The organism is Paenibacillus sp. CB74 (assembly GCF_055687625.1).
Genome location: NZ_CM146009.1, coordinates 809,463 through 828,213, shown reverse-complemented (window position 1 = coordinate 828,213; position 18,751 = coordinate 809,463). Strand labels below are relative to the sequence as shown.

The 18,751-nt window shown below is 46.2% G+C and carries 11 protein-coding genes; all 11 read right to left on the bottom strand.

Annotated features, from left to right (window positions below):
- Window position 1: 1 nt before the first annotated feature.
- Entirely contained in the window at window positions 2–463 is a 462-nt protein-coding gene (locus ACX9NY_RS03755) for a Fur family transcriptional regulator (RefSeq protein WP_339235519.1), read from the bottom strand.
- A 294-nt stretch (window positions 464–757) separates the two neighbouring features.
- Entirely contained in the window at window positions 758–3,004 is a 2,247-nt protein-coding gene (locus ACX9NY_RS03750; protein WP_472477148.1) for a stalk domain-containing protein, read from the bottom strand.
- 274 nt (window positions 3,005–3,278) lie between these two features.
- Window positions 3,279–4,916: a beta-N-acetylhexosaminidase gene (gene nagZ, locus ACX9NY_RS03745; protein WP_472477146.1), complete on the bottom strand. Its 1,638-nt coding sequence runs from the start codon at window positions 4,914–4,916 to the stop codon at window positions 3,279–3,281.
- Window positions 4,917–4,944: 28 nt separating this feature from the next.
- Window positions 4,945–6,576, bottom strand: a complete 1,632-nt coding sequence (locus tag ACX9NY_RS03740) for a response regulator transcription factor (RefSeq protein ID WP_472477144.1) — start codon at window positions 6,574–6,576, stop codon at window positions 4,945–4,947.
- Window positions 6,573–8,408 (bottom strand): cache domain-containing sensor histidine kinase, encoded by a 1,836-nt coding sequence (locus tag ACX9NY_RS03735; RefSeq protein WP_472477142.1) that lies wholly within the window; start codon window positions 8,406–8,408, stop codon window positions 6,573–6,575. The genes ACX9NY_RS03740 and ACX9NY_RS03735 overlap by 4 nt, the downstream gene beginning before the upstream one ends.
- Before the next feature lie 32 nt (window positions 8,409–8,440).
- On the bottom strand, window positions 8,441–9,271 hold the full coding sequence (locus ACX9NY_RS03730; protein ID WP_472477140.1) for a carbohydrate ABC transporter permease: 831 nt from the start codon (window positions 9,269–9,271) through the stop codon (window positions 8,441–8,443).
- Window positions 9,271–10,155, bottom strand: a complete 885-nt coding sequence (locus ACX9NY_RS03725; RefSeq protein ID WP_472477138.1) for a carbohydrate ABC transporter permease — start codon at window positions 10,153–10,155, stop codon at window positions 9,271–9,273. Before ACX9NY_RS03725 ends, ACX9NY_RS03730 begins: the two co-directional genes overlap by 1 nt.
- 51 nt (window positions 10,156–10,206) lie before the next feature.
- Window positions 10,207–11,574 (bottom strand): ABC transporter substrate-binding protein, encoded by a 1,368-nt coding sequence (locus ACX9NY_RS03720; RefSeq protein ID WP_472477136.1) that lies wholly within the window; start codon window positions 11,572–11,574, stop codon window positions 10,207–10,209.
- A gap of 192 nt (window positions 11,575–11,766) precedes the next feature.
- On the bottom strand, window positions 11,767–12,519 hold the full coding sequence (gene pflA, locus ACX9NY_RS03715; protein WP_339256232.1) for a pyruvate formate-lyase-activating protein: 753 nt from the start codon (window positions 12,517–12,519) through the stop codon (window positions 11,767–11,769).
- 89 nt (window positions 12,520–12,608) lie between these two features.
- On the bottom strand, window positions 12,609–14,867 hold the full coding sequence (gene pflB / locus ACX9NY_RS03710; RefSeq protein ID WP_339235542.1) for a formate C-acetyltransferase: 2,259 nt from the start codon (window positions 14,865–14,867) through the stop codon (window positions 12,609–12,611).
- 867 nt (window positions 14,868–15,734) lie between these two features.
- Entirely contained in the window at window positions 15,735–18,347 is a 2,613-nt protein-coding gene (gene adhE, locus ACX9NY_RS03705) for a bifunctional acetaldehyde-CoA/alcohol dehydrogenase (protein WP_472477134.1), read from the bottom strand.
- Window positions 18,348–18,751: the final 404 nt, after the last annotated feature.

Sequence of the window (18,751 nt, the reverse complement as noted above, 5' to 3'; positions counted from 1 at the left end):
GTCAGTGCTTCCCGTGAGCGTGATGTCCCGACGCCGCTTTGGCAGGAGCATGCTCAGCACAGTCCTTGCAATAGCCAAACACCTCAAACTTGTGGTCCACAACCTGAAATTGTTCAGGCGCATCCGCAAGCTGCATCGGGCAAAAAATAATAGGATACGTCTTCTGACACTTCAGACAGATCATATGATGGTGATGATGATCTTCACTACAGTGTGCTTTGAATTTAACGCCATCTTCGAAGATGACCTGTTCCAGTACACCCAGTTCCTGCATCACCCGCAAATTCCGATATACTGTGTCAAAACTCAGTCCGCTGTAAGTCTTACCCATATATTCATAGACGTCCTTGGGTGTAAGATACCCGGGGGACTCGGCAAATAACCGGGCCAGTGTTTTCCGCTGATCAGTAATGCGGAGCCCCTGTGAGGACATAGTCGAAATAATCTGTTCTGTCGACAGCATGATCTAAAGCACCTCCTGTCTTACGAGCATTTTGCCTCTTCTGTATACATCTAATAATGCATCAAATTACGATTAGAGTCAACGAAGACACCGGGTTAGGTCATTCCAACAACACATAAAAAGGACTCCATACACATGCATTGCCATTACGTTTAGCTTTGAGCTAATGACATTACATATTAATGGAGTCCCTTCCTGACGGTTCAGATGATCAATCGTTCGGGCGACTTTTGGGGTGAACGGGTATATATGATATAAGCTTTCACTCCAAACCGTCCGTGCATGTTCATGATATTACTTTTCAGACGGAAGCGGCGTGAACAGCAGGTTAACAGGCAAGTTACTTCCTGGTGCCGCCGAGAAGAGAATCGTTACACTCTCGCCGTATGAACCTGTGCGATACATTACGCTTTGCTCATTAGGTGCAGTTACAGATTTACCTGTGGAAATCTGAACAACTTGTCCGTTCACGAGTGCCACACCTGAGTATCTGCCTCCACGAGGGTTAAATGAAATCAACGTGCGCGGAGCAACATTATTCAATGTAATTTTGTACAATACACCGAAGTTACCTGCGTTGGAAGCTTCTGTGTAAGCCATAGGGTCCGTTCCCACAAGGTTCGGATCACTTGCATTGTCTCCAAGTGGAAGACGTGCAGGCTTCGATCCTATTTCTTGATCATACGTGATGATCCGTGTTGCATTCGGGTACGTTCCGCGGTTGTGAACACCATCACGATCCAGAACCGGCAGGCTCGACAACACTTCCATCGGGTCTTTGTTTTCTTCGATCATGATAATGTTATAATCCAGTTCATAGTCACTGAATACATCCGAATACAAGGAAATGACTTGTCCCTGTTTCATCGGAAGAACGCTCAGATCATTAAGAATCAGCTTGCTTTCTCCTGGCTGGATGTACACTTTCTTTTGTCCTGTGCCATTCTGCATGGACTGGAACCAACGATCAATGGACAACTTTCCAGCTACCGTTGCAAAAGGAGATGGTCCTGCAAAGCCCATGTTTTGTTGTTCAATGGACGCCGTGTATGCATTGTTGTTTGTCGCTACAACATACATTTTCACGTTTTTGCCCGTGTTGTTCACATGGTGAATCATGAATCGTGTCTGTCCGAAGGAAGATTCCTTGTACACAATGCCTTCTGTATTCACGGTTTCCGGGCTGTTACTGCGGATCAGCAGACTGGGTTCATCATAATAAGTGAAAGGTACTTTCTCCAATGCGGGTACTCCACCACCGTCAAAAGTGAACTTCTCACCAACTGGTGTGAACAATTGATTGAAGTCGGACAAACTATACAGCGTTTCGCCCGTAATGTTGATCATCTTGGTGTAGCTATCACTAGCACCATGTTTATCGGTAACTGTAATCGTTACGGTCTTCGGTCCTGGAACAAAGAATGCAAGTGCATTATTATCCCATTCGGTTTTAACAATTGCGTTCTCATCATCTGTGCTTTGATCAATATAAGTGATTTTCTCACCCATTTTGTATTCTTCTTTATCTGTCGTAAACATTGCGACAGGTGGCAGATTCGGTCTTTCAACCTTAATCGTAACCGAATACGGATCGCTCCATTGACCACTTGAATCCTGAACCGCATAGGTTACTGTGTATACACCTGGTTGGTCGAATGAATCCTGACGGCCTGTCCAACGCTCATCTACAATGCTGAGTCCCTTGGGAGAGCTGGATCTGGTGGTGTAGGTTACCTGCTCTCCGGCAAAGACCTCTTTTTGTACCGTGAAGCTTGCTACCGGTTTGGTACTCAGATTCAATACAACCGTTTTGGCAGATTGATTTACTTTATACGTAATGTCCAGAGCCTGTGTAATTGAAGTCAACGGCACCATGAACGTATTTTTTTGTTGATAAGCCGCGCCCTTCATCGTTCTGGACACACCATTAACGGTATAGATCTTGCTGTTGGTTTTGAAACGCAGCTCATCTTCACCACTAATAATGATCGTTTCTTTGGTTGTGTTATCGTATTTGACATCATAGCCAACCCGATCAACGAGAGCACGAATAGCTACATAGGATACACCATTTTTAACAGCCATTGGCTGCCCGGCAAGATATGTTTTGCCATCTTGCATCATTTTATTACTGTTCATATAAAGAGTAAGGTCTCCGCCTCCAGCAACAGATGAACTCCCCGTAGACGGTTGCTCTACTTCTACTGGTGCAGGTGCTGGTGTTTCCTCAGCTGTACCTTCTTCGTCCGTCGGTTCCTCTACCGGATCAACTGGAGTAACATCTGTTCCAGTAGGAACATTGGTTTCCGGATTCACTTCTTCAGTTGTTTCATTATTTGATGTTGGCGTGTTTGTTTCGGATTTCACTTCGGATTCCGCGATGGTTTGTTCTTTCTTCACAACCTCCACGGATTTAACTTTGGCTGTATTCACTGGTGTAGTATCGCTCTGATCTGCTGATTGTGCATTGGCAGGAATCACTGCAAACGCCTGAAAAACAGCAAAAGCGGTAAGTATGGACAATTTCTTCTTCAAATTCATTCTTTGTCTTTGGCTCCTTCTGCTCCCATTTATAAATATCCCCCTCAAAAAGTCATATTATTAGACGCTTGCAACCGGGAAAAGTTGCTAAAAAGTTAAGAGGAGAATTGTAAACTTTTAATAGAAGGAAAATACTATGAAAATAGTTATCTATCCATAATCATTTCGGCATGGGATTCCAAAATTACCCATTGACAACTTTCAACAAAAAAAATCTCTCTGCCATATGGTCTATCAGCACCATATCACAGAGAGATGTAAGGATTGAATAGATCTAGCGCAAACGGACAGGCAGGCGCCCTGTTGGCTGCAGTCCCCCTGTTAACACTTGGGACAGTGCCCGGACGACTGCTGGTGTATTCTCATAAGTACACACATAACTTCCCGGCCTCGAAATCTCCAGCAGATCATATGGATTGCGCAGAGCAATGACAATCAGCGAATGATTCTCACTCAGCTTTTCAACCAAATACTGTTGCCCTTTCGGAAGATGACCTGCAGATGTGTACGTACATACGATAACTTGCTCACTCTCCGACACTTCAGCCAATATCCGATCTGCTTCATCATAGGTGGGCTGAGTTGTAATCTTGTGTTCACGAACTCTGCCTCGCAGTTGCGATAACGCTATACCAAGCGATTCTGTATGGGACCATGGTTCATCCACCTCTGTCCGCTGCACAACCTCAGGCCAGATGACATGCACGTCCTTCTCTGGGTCCAACGGCAGTAGTCCATCATTATGAACGATGGTAATGCTGCTTGAAGCAATCTTTAACAGCGTCGATTCGTTTCGTTCACTGGGTTCAGTGGATTCATTGTCATTAACAGGTTCAACATCGGTTATTTCGATCGTTTCACTTGCTTTAGGCGAATCAAGACCAGTGTCCGGGTACCCGCAGCGCGCTGCCTTCCATGTGATAATACGTTCCAGTGCCTTGTTAATGATATCTTCCGTAATTCGCCCTGTTCGAACGGCTTGAACAATGGCTTCCACAGCAGCAACCTGATCTTGCAGGGTATGACTTACCAGAATCAGATCTGCTCCTGCCTCCACAGCACGAATGGCAGCTTCAGCTACCCCATACGGCTTGGATATTGCATGCATTTCTAGACAGTCTGTAATAATAATGCCCTCAAAGCCCATTTCTTCGCGTAGCAGACCAGTTAAAACTTTACGCGACAACGTTGCCGGAATGGGCTCGGGCTCAATTGAAGGGAATATCACATGAGCTGTCATAATAGCATCAACTCCGGCCTCAATCGCCTTGCGGAACGGTAACAACTCCATCTGTTCCAATCTGTTTCGATCATGAGGTACCGTAACCATACCCAGATGAGAATCTACGGCGGTATCTCCATGTCCCGGAAAATGTTTGGCAGTAGCAGCTATGCCCTGTGATTGATATCCGCTGATGGCTGCTACGCCATGAGCGGCCACACTTTCAGCATGTTCACCATACGAACGCACACCGATAACCGGATTGAGCGGGTTGTTATTCACGTCAACCACGGGGGCAAGGTTCATATCAACACCGATGCTTTTTAACTCACGCCCCAGAATTTGGGCACACGCCAGGGTATATTCCGGATTGCCTGTCGCACCAAGTGCCATATTACCCGGCACTTGCGTCATTCCCTCTTTGTCAATCCGTGCAACCATGCCACCTTCCTGGTCCACCGAAATCATGAGTGGAAATGCCCCCGATGCAGCAGCCATATCTTGCAGTTCGGCGGACAGCTTTGTCAATTGATCTACACTGTGCACATTGCGCCGGAAATAAATGACGCCTCCAATATGATAGTCACGAATTAAATGAGTAATCTGTTCATCTGCGTGCTGACCATGAAATCCACACATCAACAATTGGCCCACCTTTTGCTCCAATGTCAGCTCATTCAAGGGTTTCATTCGACCTCTCCTCTCGTTTCCGTTGCCACTATGAACCCAGTCGTTTGCTCTGTCTATACTCCGAAGGTTTCATGTGGAAGTGTTTGTGAAACACCTTGGAGAAGTAACGGCGCTCCTTGAACCCTGTTGCTTCCCCAATCGCTGTAATGCTCCATTCGGTTGTACTCAACAATAAAGCGGCACTTTCCATCCGTTTCTGGGTCATGTATTCCACAAAAGTAACACCCATTTGAGTTTTAAATAGCTGGCAGAAGTATCCCGGACTGATTCCGAGCCAATCGGAGACTTCATCTATTCCCAAGTCCTGTTGCAGCCGTGCATCCATATACTCACAAGCAGACAGGATCAGTTCCGATACGGAAGGACGTGGCTGCGTTTGTTTGCCCTGACAGGCTTGGGTAAGAACCTCTGCAAGTTCAAGCAGTTCCCTCATGGACACGGCCCCTTGCAGTGCATTCCAATAATTCACTTCATGCCCTTCAGCGATGGCCTGTACTTCGCGCAGTTCCCGAAGCATGTGTACAAGCATAAAACGAAGATTGGTTTCATCCATTCTATTGAAGGTGTGTCCTGAATTCCCCATTCGTTGTTTAAGCCGATCCAATACATCGCGTAAACCCTGCTTGTTCCCTTGTCGAATCCACCGAGTAACCAGTTCCAGATCCTCTCTTGTAATCCATGAGTTAGCCCCTTTGGAGGCCGTGTGATCATACGATAAAGCGGTTTCGGGACAACTCGAACTTAGCACCCTGTCTTCACTCTCCGAATGGAACATCAGTATTTTTTTACAATGCCGGTATCGCTCCAGAATTTTACTTTCCCGGTTCACGGGCACATCATCCTGAACAACCCTGATCCTCACACTTGAATTCAAGGATACGATCGCATTCAATTCATGATACAGTTGATGGGCCAGTTCCTCTGAACGACATTTCCACTCACCCGATGCCTCCAGCAGGATGCACCACTCACCTTTGCGAGTCGAAAGAATCTGACAGTCCCCCGTCATGCTCTCTGCCACTTCCCGAAGTCTTGAACTGAAGTTCTCATGCCATCGCTCATGCTGAAGCTCGGACCAGCCGATAGAATGGCGAAAATAACCGACCGCATCCACCAGCAGCAACGTATACGGTGCTGCCGCTGTTATGAACTCAGGAACAGAGGCAGGATAGGCAATTTTCTGCGGTGCTTCTCCCCGCAATAGGTCAATCAAATGTTTGTGTCTGATCCAGCTTTCCATCTCTTGGCTGCGATAACGTTGCGATTCGTTTTCCATACGTCTCTTCTGGATCTGCCCGGCAAGCTCACGCAGTTTATGTTCCAGATTCAAATAATCGATGGGCTTGCATATGTATTCATGCACGTTATATTGAATAGCAGTCCGAGCATACTCAAACTGCTGATAACCGGTCAGCAAAATAATTTCACACGTTTCACCCTGCTCTCGCAGCAACCGAATGAGTTCCAATCCATCCATGGACGGCATCCGAATATCGCATAAGAGAATGTCTGGATGAATTTCTGTTACTTTCCCCAGCGCTTCTGCCCCGCTTCTCGCTGTACCTGTAATTTCAATCCCCATCTCTTCCCAGGGTAAGATGTAGTTCAGATTCTCCAGAATCGGGAGCTCATCGTCAACCAGCATTGCAGTCAGATTCATCCGGCTTCCTCCTGCTCATATAATGGTATGATGCATCGAATCACAGTGCCATACCCCGGTGCAGAACATATGAATATGCCATACCCGGTCCCGTATTGAATACGAATTCGATCTGCCACACTTCGTAATCCCAATCCCCGGCGTTCCGTTATGGATGATAATGATTCCGTCCCTTTGACCAGCATGTCTTCCGGCGGATCTGCTGCCATGTACTCAAATCGTGCGAGCATTTCCTGGGGAATACCGATCCCATTATCCTCAACACATAACACAAGTTGATCCCGTTCTGCATATGCGCTTATCCGCAGTACACCTGGATAGGTGATTCCCTCAAACCCATGTTGAATGCTATTTTCCACCAGAGGCTGGAGCGTCAGTTTGAGCAGAATTGAACTGTATAGCTGAGCTGGAATGTCAATCTCATAGGCGAACAAATCACTGAACCTGTACTGTTGAATCTCCAGATAACTCTGCAAATGCCTTATTTCCTCACTCAGCGGAATCTCCTCCTGATCCTGAATGCTGATACGAAGCATATTGCCCAACCTGGTCACCATCTCGCTTACTTTGCGGCCCTCGCCACGTAGTGCCAATCCATTAATGGATTCCAATGTGTTAAACAGAAAATGGGGTTTGATCTGGGCTTGGAGTACACGTAGTTCCGCTTGGGCCTTCTGCTCTTGTTCAGCCCGAACACGACGGAATAATCCCCCAATACGTTCCAATAGCTCATTGAACCCTTGCGCCAGCAGTTGCATCTCGTCAAAACCTTTACCTTCCACCCTTGCGTTAAAATCACCATCATCCACACGGCGCATAAATCTTACAAGTACAGCAATATTGCCCGTAATGCGATTCATGAAAAATAGATTAAAGATCATGGCGGCGAACAGGCACGACAGAATAATAATGACAGACCAGCCTGCAAAAGCATTTGTTTCCGCAGATAAGGCTTCCCATGAAGTCACACTGACGAGACTCCAGTTATAGTTCTTCAGATGATATTGCGAAATGATGCTCTCCTTGCCGTCAAAGACCGTTCTGACGCTGCGAAAGCCGGGACCGTAACTGCCGGATTCTGCTCCAAGGTTCTGCATGTTCTCACCGTTATAACGCCCTGCAGGATCATAAACGATCAGTCCTTCCTCGTTAATTAACAGGAATGATGTATCCTGTGCCGAATCACTGATTTGCAGGTGACGAAAGATCCGATCGATCTCTCCTTTTTTGATCTGAACAACAAGCACGCCGATATTTTGAAAATAACTGAGTTCCTTGACCAGTCTGATCTGGGTGAAAACAGGTTCTACTCCGGTTAATTCGGAATACTCCAGAGGCGCGAGCCATTTGGGCACGCCATTAAGTTGCTGAATTTCGTTGAATAAGGGATGCACTTTGAATTGCTGAAAAGGAAGGGCTTGAAAATTCTCTTTGGTGAAAATGGAGACAATCTGGTTGTTCTCAGAAGAACGCAAATCATATAAAAAGGCATAACTGATGAACGGATAATTATATAGAAGGGAACGGAAATTGCGCTGGCTGGCATTCAGGGATAACTGATTACCGGTGCCCAGATCCTGCTTAGTCGGGTCTTTCGCGTTCAATGCCATCTGGAAAACAGATGTCGCTATCCCGTTGTCGGTCACATTATTAATCTGCTGAAATACATTCTCGATATTGTAACTAATGGCCTGAAGCGCATATTCGGCCTGTTGATTGTATTTTTTCTCAATCGTATGTGATGTGACCAGAAACATGCCAATGCCCAGCGCACACATCGGTACAATGATCAGCAGCAGAAATGCCAAGGCCAGCTTCATTCGCAAGTTCATATCCCGTTCTCCCTATTCACTGGTTCATGGTATTAACCTTTGACACCGCCTGCAGTTACTCCTTCTATAATTTTCTCCTGGAGTATGGCGTAGATCACAAGTACAGGTACAACGCTGTATACAATACCTGCCGACATCTGAGCATAGTTCATCTGATATTGATCCCGAAACTGGACCATGCCTACGGGCAGCGTGCGCAATTTATCGGTGGATAAGAAATAGTTAGCGAGTAAAAATTCGTTCCAGTTCCCGAGGAAATTAACGATAAAAACGGTAACAATAGCCGGAACCGTAAGAGGTATCACTATTTTAGCAAAGATACCCGGAGCCCTCAAGCCGTCCATAACCGCCGCTTCCTCAATTTCACCAGGCAGAGATCGCATAAAAGCCGCCAGTATAATAATGGTAAAGGGAATCGCATTCGCCACATAGGGAACGATCAATGCCAGATGTGTATCCAATATGCCCATTTTGCGTACAAGTAGATAGATCGGCAGCATGAGTGCATTGTTGGGAATAAGCATGCCCGCCAGAATCAAGCTGTACAGAAATACACTCCATTTCCGGTGTCTCATCCGGGTTACGGCAAAAGCAAACATCGCACCTAGTGCAATTGTACACGCCGAAGACAGAATTGAGATGTATAGGCTGTTCCAGAAATACGTGCCAATCTTCGCATTCACCCAGGCCTCCACATAATTGTTAAACTCCCATGTTGTCGGCAGACCGAACGGATTCAAGGCAATTTCATTGTTATCCTGCTTGAAGGACGAGAAAATCACAAATAAAAAGGGAAACAAAATCGCGATTAAATACAACATTAACAACACATGAGGTATACTACTTTTTATGTTTTTCGCCATCAATATTCCACCTTCTCGCTCTTTCTCGCCACCAGCAGTTGATACATCGCAGTAAGCACAAGCGTCAGAGCAAAGATCAGTACCGCAATGGTATTGCCATAACCATATTTGAAATTGGTAATCGCATATTTGATCATGTATGTCGCCAGAACCTCGGTGGACCCAGCGGGCCCACCTTTGGTCATGACAATCACGATGTCAGCTGATTTCATAGCTCCTGCAATGGACAACATGATAACGACGGAAATGATCGGACGAATCAGCGGCAGTGTTATCCGCATTGCACGTTGTACCGCCGTTGCACCATCGATTGCAGCTGCTTCATCCAAATCACGGGGAATCGCCAGTATGGCAGCCAGTACCATGACAATGTAAAATCCCGTCCACTGCCAGGCATTGGTAACCAAAATGGACAACATGGCAAATCGGTTATCGGATAACCAGTAGATTGGATCGATGCCCAGCACATGAAGCATTTTGTTTAATAATCCGATGTTGGGCTCATAGATGAACCCCCATAAGATACCGATCACGGCTGTCGACATAATGGATGGTAAAAAAACAGCTGTTTTATACAGACCTTTCAGCCTTTTCACATTGGCAATCAGTAGCGAAAACAGGACGATTAGAGGTACCTGAATCAGTACCGAAAATCCGATGAAAAAGCCGTTATTCCGTGTGGAAATCCAAAATCGTTCATCAGTCAGTGCCTTCACATAATTGGATAAGCCCACAAAACGTGGCTCAGCGGAAACCCCATTCCAACTCGTCAGACTGTAATATAAGGAGCTGCCAATAGGATATAGAAAGAACATGATAAACAGAATCAGGGCTGGCATTACAAACAGCGTATAGATTAACGGGCTGCGGAGTGAAGTATTCATGGTCAGCCTCCTTCAGTCACTTCAACGATCGCAGTTTCAACTTAGATTGATTTATTCCACTGAAGCGTTTGCTTCCTCCTGTACCTTTTGCAGTTCTTCTGCCATTTTCTCTGGCGTAGTCTGCCCACCGATCAACTTCTGAATCTGCAGATTACTGATCTCTGTCGTCACATCAGCCTGAACGAGTGCATCAAATGCCGGGAACGACGTCTTGGACGCATTAAGCACGGCCACAATTTCTTTCATCAGATCATCGGTAATGTTATCGGTTAACACTTTTTCATCCAGCTTCATGGCAGGCAATACACCATCTTCCACAAGGCCGCGAACCTGCATATCTTCATTGTAGAAATTTTTGATAAAAGCTTTAACGGCTTCCAGCTTCTGCGGATCATCCGCCACGGCTGCCGAGAATCCATATCCATTGTTCACATCCCGCATCAAGGACGTCTGATCACCTGCTCCGTTCTCTACCGGAGGCATATTAAAGAATCCAACCTTGCCAATGAGCGATTCCCCGCTTTGGCCTTCCTTGAACACAGATGATTTCCATGTTCCGTCATACATTAATACCGCTTCTCCGCTGGTAAATTGCGTGGTGTATTCGGCATATTCGAAGCCCAGTTCACCTTTTTTGAAATAACCCTTATCAACCCATTCCTTATGTTTGGCAAAACCTTGGACAACACCCGGATCAGTCCACTTCGCTTCACCTGTTGCAAACTTTGCGGTAATCTCCGGCCCGGCATAGCGGGACCACAGGTGGTTGGTTAACATAAGCGGAACCCAGCCTGCCTTGGATGCAGAAGCAAGCGGCACTTTGCCATCAGCCTTAATCTCGGCCAGTATATTGTCCAGTTCGGCCATGGTGGTTGGCGCTTTCCATCCTTTTTGTTCAAAGTACTCTTTATTATAGAAAAAACCTTCGCCCGAACCGCCAATCGGCAGTCCATATACTTTACCTTCATACGTAAACGGCTCAAGGGATGTAAACTGGTCCTGAATACCCAACTCTTGCAGAATCGGCGTCAGATCAAGCAGCATACCTTCCTTGGCATACACTTTGGAATCCGGGCTGCCGAACAGTTCAAATATATCCGGCGGGTTACCTGCCGCCATCTCCCCGCGAAGCTTCTCCTTGCGATTCACATCGGATTCGACACCATCCAGCGTAAAGGTCAGATTGGGTATCTCACCCTCCACTTTGTCCACAACGTCCTGCAGAATGGCCAATCGTTTCTGTTTGTCAGCCCCCACCTGCGTGTGCCGAAGGAGCATCTCAACCGGTTCCTTGCTTGTCTCCTCCACAGGTGTATTGCCTGCGCCTTGCTGTGGCTCGTTACTTGAGCTTGCACATCCCGCCAAAGTCCATGAAGTGATAAGCAATAATGAAAGCAGCAATGTCATTCTTTTTTTCATCGGTTTGACCCTCCTCAAGATATTGAGCATTTGGCTTTACACTCTGATTATAAAAAGCCGGAGCTTACATCGTAAGGATGACAATTCATCAATGGAGGGATAAAATCCTTCACTGGACAAAAAACAGCCCCTGCGAAGTATATTCGCAAGGGCTGCTTGGCTCTTGGTTTTTACGTTATATATAAATGTTGATCACTTATCGGAACAAGCCACGCCAGCCGTTTCCTGGCGACCTTGTTCGATTAGGCGATACGCCCGCTCCACTTCTTCTTCACTTGGTGAAGGAACGCCATCCAGTGGATATATTTTGCCGAGTGCTTCCCATTTGTAGATCCCCATCTGATGGTATGGAAGAATTTCGAACTTCTCGACGCCATTTAATGTTCCAATAAACCGTCCGAGGTTAAGCAGATCCTCTTCCTCGTTATGAATGCCAGGCACATACACGTGGCGTATCCACATTTTCCGACCTTGCTCCGATAACCACTTGGCCGTTTTCAACGTTCTCTCGTTCGACTTGCCTGTCAGCTTGATATGTTTCTCATCATCAATATGTTTGAGATCCAGCAGAACCAGGTCTGTGTGATCCAGTAGATCGTGAATCCGTTCCGGTTCGTTAAATCCGTTGCTGTCCAGTGTCGTATGCAATCCCCAGCGCCGCTTCACTTCTTTGAAGATTTCGCCTACAAAGTGGGCCTGTAACGTTGGTTCTCCACCAGATATCGTGAGTCCGCCTCCTGAGCTGCGGTAATAGGATAGATATGGCTCAATTTCAGCCAATACCTCCTCTAGCGTCATTTCTTTTCCACCATCCAGCGCCCATGTATCAGGGTTATGGCAGTACTGACATTTGAGTAGACATCCTTGCATAAAAAGCACGAAGCGGATGCCTGGGCCGTCAACCGTCCCGAAAGTTTCGAGTGAATGAATATGTCCGTTAACCATGCTGCCTCTTCCTTTCTGTATCCGCATCCGCTGTGCGTTTAATATGAGTTGGAATGTCTTGCTCTAGCGGTCTTCTACTTGCATATTACTTACATCGAGCCATGGAACGTACGGTTGATGACATCCAACTGTTGTTCACGAGTTAGTTTAATGAAGTTAACCGCATATCCGGATACCCGTACAGTCAGTTGCGGATAGTTTTCCGGGTGATCCATCGCATCAATCAGTTGCTGACGATCAAATACGTTAACGTTCAGATGATGAGCGTTTTGACCAAAGTAGCCATCCATCATCGCAGTGAGATTGGATTTACGTGTAGTCTCCTCTTTACCCAATGCTTTTGGCACGATGGAGAAGGTATTGGAAATCCCGTCAAGACTGTGTTCATAAGGCAATTTGGCTACAGAGCCAAGGGAAGCCAGTGCACCTTTTTTGTCACGACCATGCATAGGGTTCGCACCTGGAGCAAATGGTTCACCTGCTTTACGACCGTCCGGTGTAGTCCCTGTTTTCTTACCATATACCACGTTGGAAGTGATCGTCAGAACGGATTGTGTTGGTATTGCGTTACGGTATGCTTTGTGCTTACGAATCATGCCCATGAAGCTCTCAACCAGTTCAACAGCAATGCTGTCCACGCTATCTTCATTGTTACCGTAACAAGGGAAGTCGCCTTCGATTTCGAAATCAACAGCGATGCCTTGTTCGTTACGGATTGGTTTTACTTTGGCATATTTGATGGCACTCAGTGAATCTGCTGTAACCGAGAGACCCGCGATACCACAAGCCATCGTACGTACAATGTCACGGTCATGTAATGCCATTTCGATACGCTCATAGCTGTATTTATCATGCATGTAGTGAATGACGTTGAGGGTGTTCATATACAGCTTCGCGAGCCACTCCATCATTGGTTTGAAGCGTTTCATGACTTCATTGTAATCCAGCACTTCACTGGTAATGGCAGGATACTCCGGTCCGACCTGTGCTCCGGATTTCTCGTCACGACCACCGTTGATCGCATACAGGAGAGCTTTTGCCAGGTTGGCACGAGCGCCGAAGAATTGCATTTGTTTCCCGATCTTCATCGCCGATACACAGCATGCAATACCGTAATCGTCACCATAGATTGGACGCATCAGGTCATCATTTTCATACTGGATTGAACTGGTTTCAATGGATACTTTGCTGCAATAATCTTTGAAAGCTTCTGGAAGCTTCGTGGACCATAGTACAGTCAGGTTCGGTTCTGGTGCAGGACCCAGGTTGTGCAGGGTATGCAGGAAACGGAAGCTGTTTTTGGTTACGCGTGTTTCACCATTCACAGACATACCGCCAATGGACTCCGTCACCCATGTTGGATCTCCACTGAACAATTCGTTGTAATCCGGTGTACGCAGGAATTTGACAATCCGCAGTTTCATTACGAAATGGTCAACGAGTTCCTGGGCCTGTTCTTCGGACAGAATGCCTTCTTGCAGATCACGTTCAATGTAGATATCCAGGAAAGAAGATACACGTCCCAGTGACATCGCAGCACCATTCTGTTCTTTGATGGCAGCGAGATAACCGAAGTACAACCATTGGAACGCTTCTTTTGCTGTAGTCGCTGGCAAGGAAATATCGAACCCGTGCATATCACCCAATTGTTTCAATTCTTGCAATGCACGAATCTGCTCAGACAATTCTTCCCGCAGTCGAATGACATCTTCATCGATAACATCAACTTCGAGTGCGTTCAATTCGCCTTTTTTGTTACGGATCAGGAAGTCTACCCCGTACAAAGCTACACGACGATAGTCACCGATGATCCGGCCACGGCCGTAAGCATCTGGCAGACCTGTAATAATCCCTGCTTTACGCGCTGCACGCATATCGGAAGTATAAGCATCGAATACACCCTGGTTATGTGTTTTGCGAATGTTTGTAAATATATCAATGACGCCTTGAGGCAATTCGAAGCCATATGCTTCACATGCATCAATCATCATCCGGATTCCGCCTGTTGGTTGAATGGAACGTCTGAATGGAGCATCGGTCTGAACGCCGACAATCTGTTCTTTGGATTGATCCAGATAACCTGGTTGGTGAGACACAATAGTCGCTGGTGTGTTCACATCAACATCAAGTACACCGCCGTTATCCCGTTCTTTTTTGGTCAGATCAGATACGATCTCCCACAATTCTTTGGTATTCTGGGTTGCACCTGCTAGGAATGCTTCATCACCGTAATACGGAGTCAAGTTGTGTGCCAGAAAATCATTCACATCTACGGATTTGGTCCATGTTCCTTTGGTAAAGTTTCTCCAGCCTGTTTGTTGTTTGACATCTTTTTCAATCACCGACATCTTAATCCCTCCACTAATTTGGATTTCTGGACACATAACATCTTGCTTCATTCGTAGCATTGTGTGCCCAGAGCCGCGATTAATGTGAATTGTTTCACATAAACCGGATCATGTTCTCTCTACTTGGGAACCGGAACCGCGGGATGAATGTTTTTCTTACATTTTCAGTATACGTCTTGAGGCTTTCATCATCTGTGATTTTTGTCACAAAGTCAGTGAACTAACTCACTCCACCTGCGCTGTGTCCTATTGAACCCTGTTGATTCACACTTAGCCACTGCGCGGGCAGAACAATCTTCCAATCGCTGCTCACTATTTAAATTTACTGAAAAAGCGAATGAACATTAGGTGCCGTACACTGGCCACTGCAAGTAGAGAACAACCTTCCGATCGCTGTTATCCCCGGATTTTTTGATCACTTTTTCAAAGGTGAAAATCCGTTGATAAAGGCGAACGCTCCGCTTCTTCAGGTTTTTTCTCTCCTCTCCGTTATCGTGTACATGTGTAGTTCAACTGATAAAACAACAAAGTTCAAAATTTATTTTAAAGACGCATTACGCTTTTTAGGTTTGTTCTGCCCCTCTGTTGTTGTGTAAAGGGAATAGTTCAAACGGCCACATCACGGATTCCGTGTAACCTCTATAAAACCCGTTTGCTCCTCTATGCTCGGAGCAAACCAAATCTTAAAATACTCCTGAAAAACAGATGCTTCGCTTTTCTGTTTTTCTGCCCATTCTGCTCTGTTCGTCATCGTGTTAGTGTCTCACTTGCTCACTTAACTTCGTGTAACCTCTATAAAGACGGCAATCGGGGCTCCCCTCTCGGGGAACCCTGATCTTCTTGCCGTAAGGCAGGCTTCGTTCTTTATTATTCAAACTTTCCGTAGAAAGCGTTGCGGTACACATCAGCCAGTTCAGTTACCAGCGGCAACTTCGGATTGGCGGTTGTGCATTGGTCTTCAAAGGCACGGTCTGCCAGATAATCTACATGTGCTTCGAAGTCTTTGGCATCAAATCCGATTTCTTGGAACGATTCTTCAATGCCCAATGTTTTGTTCAGTTTGCGAATGGCATTAATAAGACTGGTTACGCCTTCTTCTGTTGTACGTGCAGGCAATCCTAGAATCCGGGCAATTTCGGCATACCGCTCATCCGCTACAAAGTGCGAATATTTCGGGAACGAAGCAAATTTGGTCGGTTTTTTCGCGTTGTAACGAATAACGTGTGGCATCAGAATTGCATTGGTGCGTCCGTGTGCAGTGTGGTACTGACCGCCCCATTTGTGCGCCAAGCTGTGGTTAATGCCCAGGAATGCGTTGGCAAACGCCATACCGGCAATGGTGGAAGCATTATGCATTTTCTCACGTGCCAGTTTGTCACCTTGCAGTGCCGATTGCTCCAGGTATTGGAATACCAGTTGAATCGCTTTGATTGCAAGGCCATCCGTGTAATCATTCGCCATGACAGACACATAAGCTTCAATCGCATGAGTCAGTACGTCCATACCTGTATCTGCAACGGCTGTTCTAGGCAGAGAGTATACGAATTCCGGATCGACAATCGCTACGTCTGGTGTCAGCTCATAGTCGGCCAATGGATATTTAGTATTCCCTTGATTTTTATCTGTGATAACCGCGAACGATGTTACTTCAGAACCTGTACCGGATGTCGTTGGAATCGCTACAAATTTCGCTTTTACGCCGAGACGTGGATATTTGTAGATCCGTTTGCGGATATCCATGAATTTTTGTTTCAGATCGTTGAAGTCCGTGTCCGGATATTCATAGAACAACCACATGGCTTTCGCAGCATCCATCGGTGATCCCCCGCCGAGTGCGATAATGCAGTCTGGCTGGAAGCGGCGCATCATTTCGGTTCCACGATCTACCGTTGTTGTGGATGGATCTGGCTCTACATCGGAGAATACTTCGATTGCTACTGGCATTTGGCGTTGACGCAGATAATGTTCTACCTTTTCAACATATCCCAGTTTCACCATCATGGCATCCGTAATAATCGCCACACGTGTGATGTCAGGCATTTTGGCAAGATACTGCGTTGCCCCTTTTTCGAAGTAGACTTTGTTCGGCACTTTGAACCATTGCATATTCACGGTACGGCGAGCCACCCTTTTCACATTGATTAAGTTCACAGCGGTTACGTTGGAAGAAGTCGAGTTACGTCCATATGATCCGCATCCCAGTGTCAATGATGGCATATTCGTGTTGTAGATATCCCCGATGGCACCATGTGTAGATGGTGAATTCACAATGATCCGTCCAGTTTGCAGACGATCTGCGAATTTGCCAATCACTTCTTCATTCGTGGAGTGGATCACCGAGGAGTGCCCCATACCGCCAAAAGCAACCACTTCTGCTGCACGTTCAATTCCCTCTGCTGCCGTTTTAACTTTGTAACAAGCCAGTACCGGACTTAATTTCTCTGCCGACAATGGGAATTTGGTACCTACCCCTTCAATCTCGGCTACAAGAATTTTGGTGCCTGCAGGAACTTCAATACCGCACAACTTCGCAATGCTCACCGCAGATTGACCCACAATCACCGGATTCACTGCACATTTCTCGGCGTTAATTGCACCTGCTGTCAATTTTGCTGCTTCATCTTTGTTAACAAAGTAACAGCCATTCGCGATCATTTTTTTCTTCACTTGATCAAAGATCGGTTCTTCAATGATGACCGCTTGCTCGGAAGCACAGATCATACCGTTGTCGAAGGACTTGGACAGGATCAAATCCGTCACTGCCTGATTGATATCCGCGCTTTTCTCGATAAAGCAAGGAACGTTACCCGGTCCTACGCCCAGTGCGGGTTTACCACAGCTGTACGCTGCACGTACCATGCCGGATCCGCCTGTTGCCAGAATGAGAGCCACATCATTGTGATTCATCAGTTCGTTTGTACGATCCATGGAAGGATCATCAATCCATTGGATACAATCCGCTGGAGCACCATGCTTCACCGCTGCATCGCGCAGGATTTTGGCAGCTTCGCGGCTACAATTCTGTGCAGATGGGTGGAAACCGAAAATGATCGGGTTACGCGTCTTGATGGAGATCAGTGCTTTAAACATCGTCGTTGATGTTGGATTCGTGACGGGTGTAATCCCCATAATAATACCGACCGGCTCCGCGATCTTCTGGAAGCTCTCATACTCGTTATCTTCAATCACACCTACGGTTTTGTCATACTTGATGCTGTGGTAGACATATTCTGTTGCAAATATATTTTTGGTGATTTTATCCTCATATACTCCGCGGCCTGTTTCTTCTACGGCCATCTTGGCGAGCATCATGTGTTTATCCAGACCCGCAAGCGCCATCGCTTGCACAATCCGGTCAATCTGCATCTGATCCATCTTCATGAATGCGGCGTGTGCTTTATTCGCTTTGTCGATTAACGTTTGAATATACTGACCTGCTGTCGGTTCTTTTGCTGGGGCGACTTCGTTCTTTACAGCCATCTCCCTCATCCTCCTAAAGGTTCGTATTGGTTTGTCTCTCTTCTTTACATTCACATCGTAACATGACCATAAACTTAATTATGTGATTTTTTTCACAAAGTATAACAAATTTAATTTAAGTTTTGTAGTGTCCTTCATCCAACCATTTTCACTTCCTATTTAAAGTATAGGGCTGTAAAAATCATGCTCTCCAATAAAAGTGAATTTAATCACAATGTTTGAAATTTCGTCATTTTTGCCCCCTTTCCTTCCCCCTCAAACGGTAAGATTAGGTATATACTGAACTTAAAAATTGAACCACCGCAATTTGTACCGTCCTTCCTCCCGGCCGAGATGACCCTGATCAGGACGGCAACGGTTTGCGGCAAACCTCGGAGGCTACTGCAGACTACAGGAGTCCATCC

Coding starts and splice junctions, on each gene's coding strand:
- ACX9NY_RS03725 (WP_472477138.1), bottom strand. CDS start 10,155: ATGAATACTTCACTCCGCAGCCCGTTAATCTATACGCTGTTTGTAATG.
- ACX9NY_RS03720 (WP_472477136.1), bottom strand. CDS start 11,574: ATGAAAAAAAGAATGACATTGCTGCTTTCATTATTGCTTATCACTTCA.
- nagZ (WP_472477146.1), bottom strand. CDS start 4,916: ATGAAACCCTTGAATGAGCTGACATTGGAGCAAAAGGTGGGCCAATTG.
- ACX9NY_RS03740 (WP_472477144.1), bottom strand. CDS start 6,576: ATGAATCTGACTGCAATGCTGGTTGACGATGAGCTCCCGATTCTGGAG.
- ACX9NY_RS03755 (WP_339235519.1), bottom strand. CDS start 463: ATGCTGTCGACAGAACAGATTATTTCGACTATGTCCTCACAGGGGCTC.
- pflB (WP_339235542.1), bottom strand. CDS start 14,867: ATGTCGGTGATTGAAAAAGATGTCAAACAACAAACAGGCTGGAGAAAC.
- ACX9NY_RS03750 (WP_472477148.1), bottom strand. CDS start 3,004: ATGAATTTGAAGAAGAAATTGTCCATACTTACCGCTTTTGCTGTTTTT.
- pflA (WP_339256232.1), bottom strand. CDS start 12,519: ATGGTTAACGGACATATTCATTCACTCGAAACTTTCGGGACGGTTGAC.
- adhE (WP_472477134.1), bottom strand. CDS start 18,347: ATGGCTGTAAAGAACGAAGTCGCCCCAGCAAAAGAACCGACAGCAGGT.
- ACX9NY_RS03730 (WP_472477140.1), bottom strand. CDS start 9,271: ATGGCGAAAAACATAAAAAGTAGTATACCTCATGTGTTGTTAATGTTG.
- ACX9NY_RS03735 (WP_472477142.1), bottom strand. CDS start 8,408: ATGAACTTGCGAATGAAGCTGGCCTTGGCATTTCTGCTGCTGATCATT.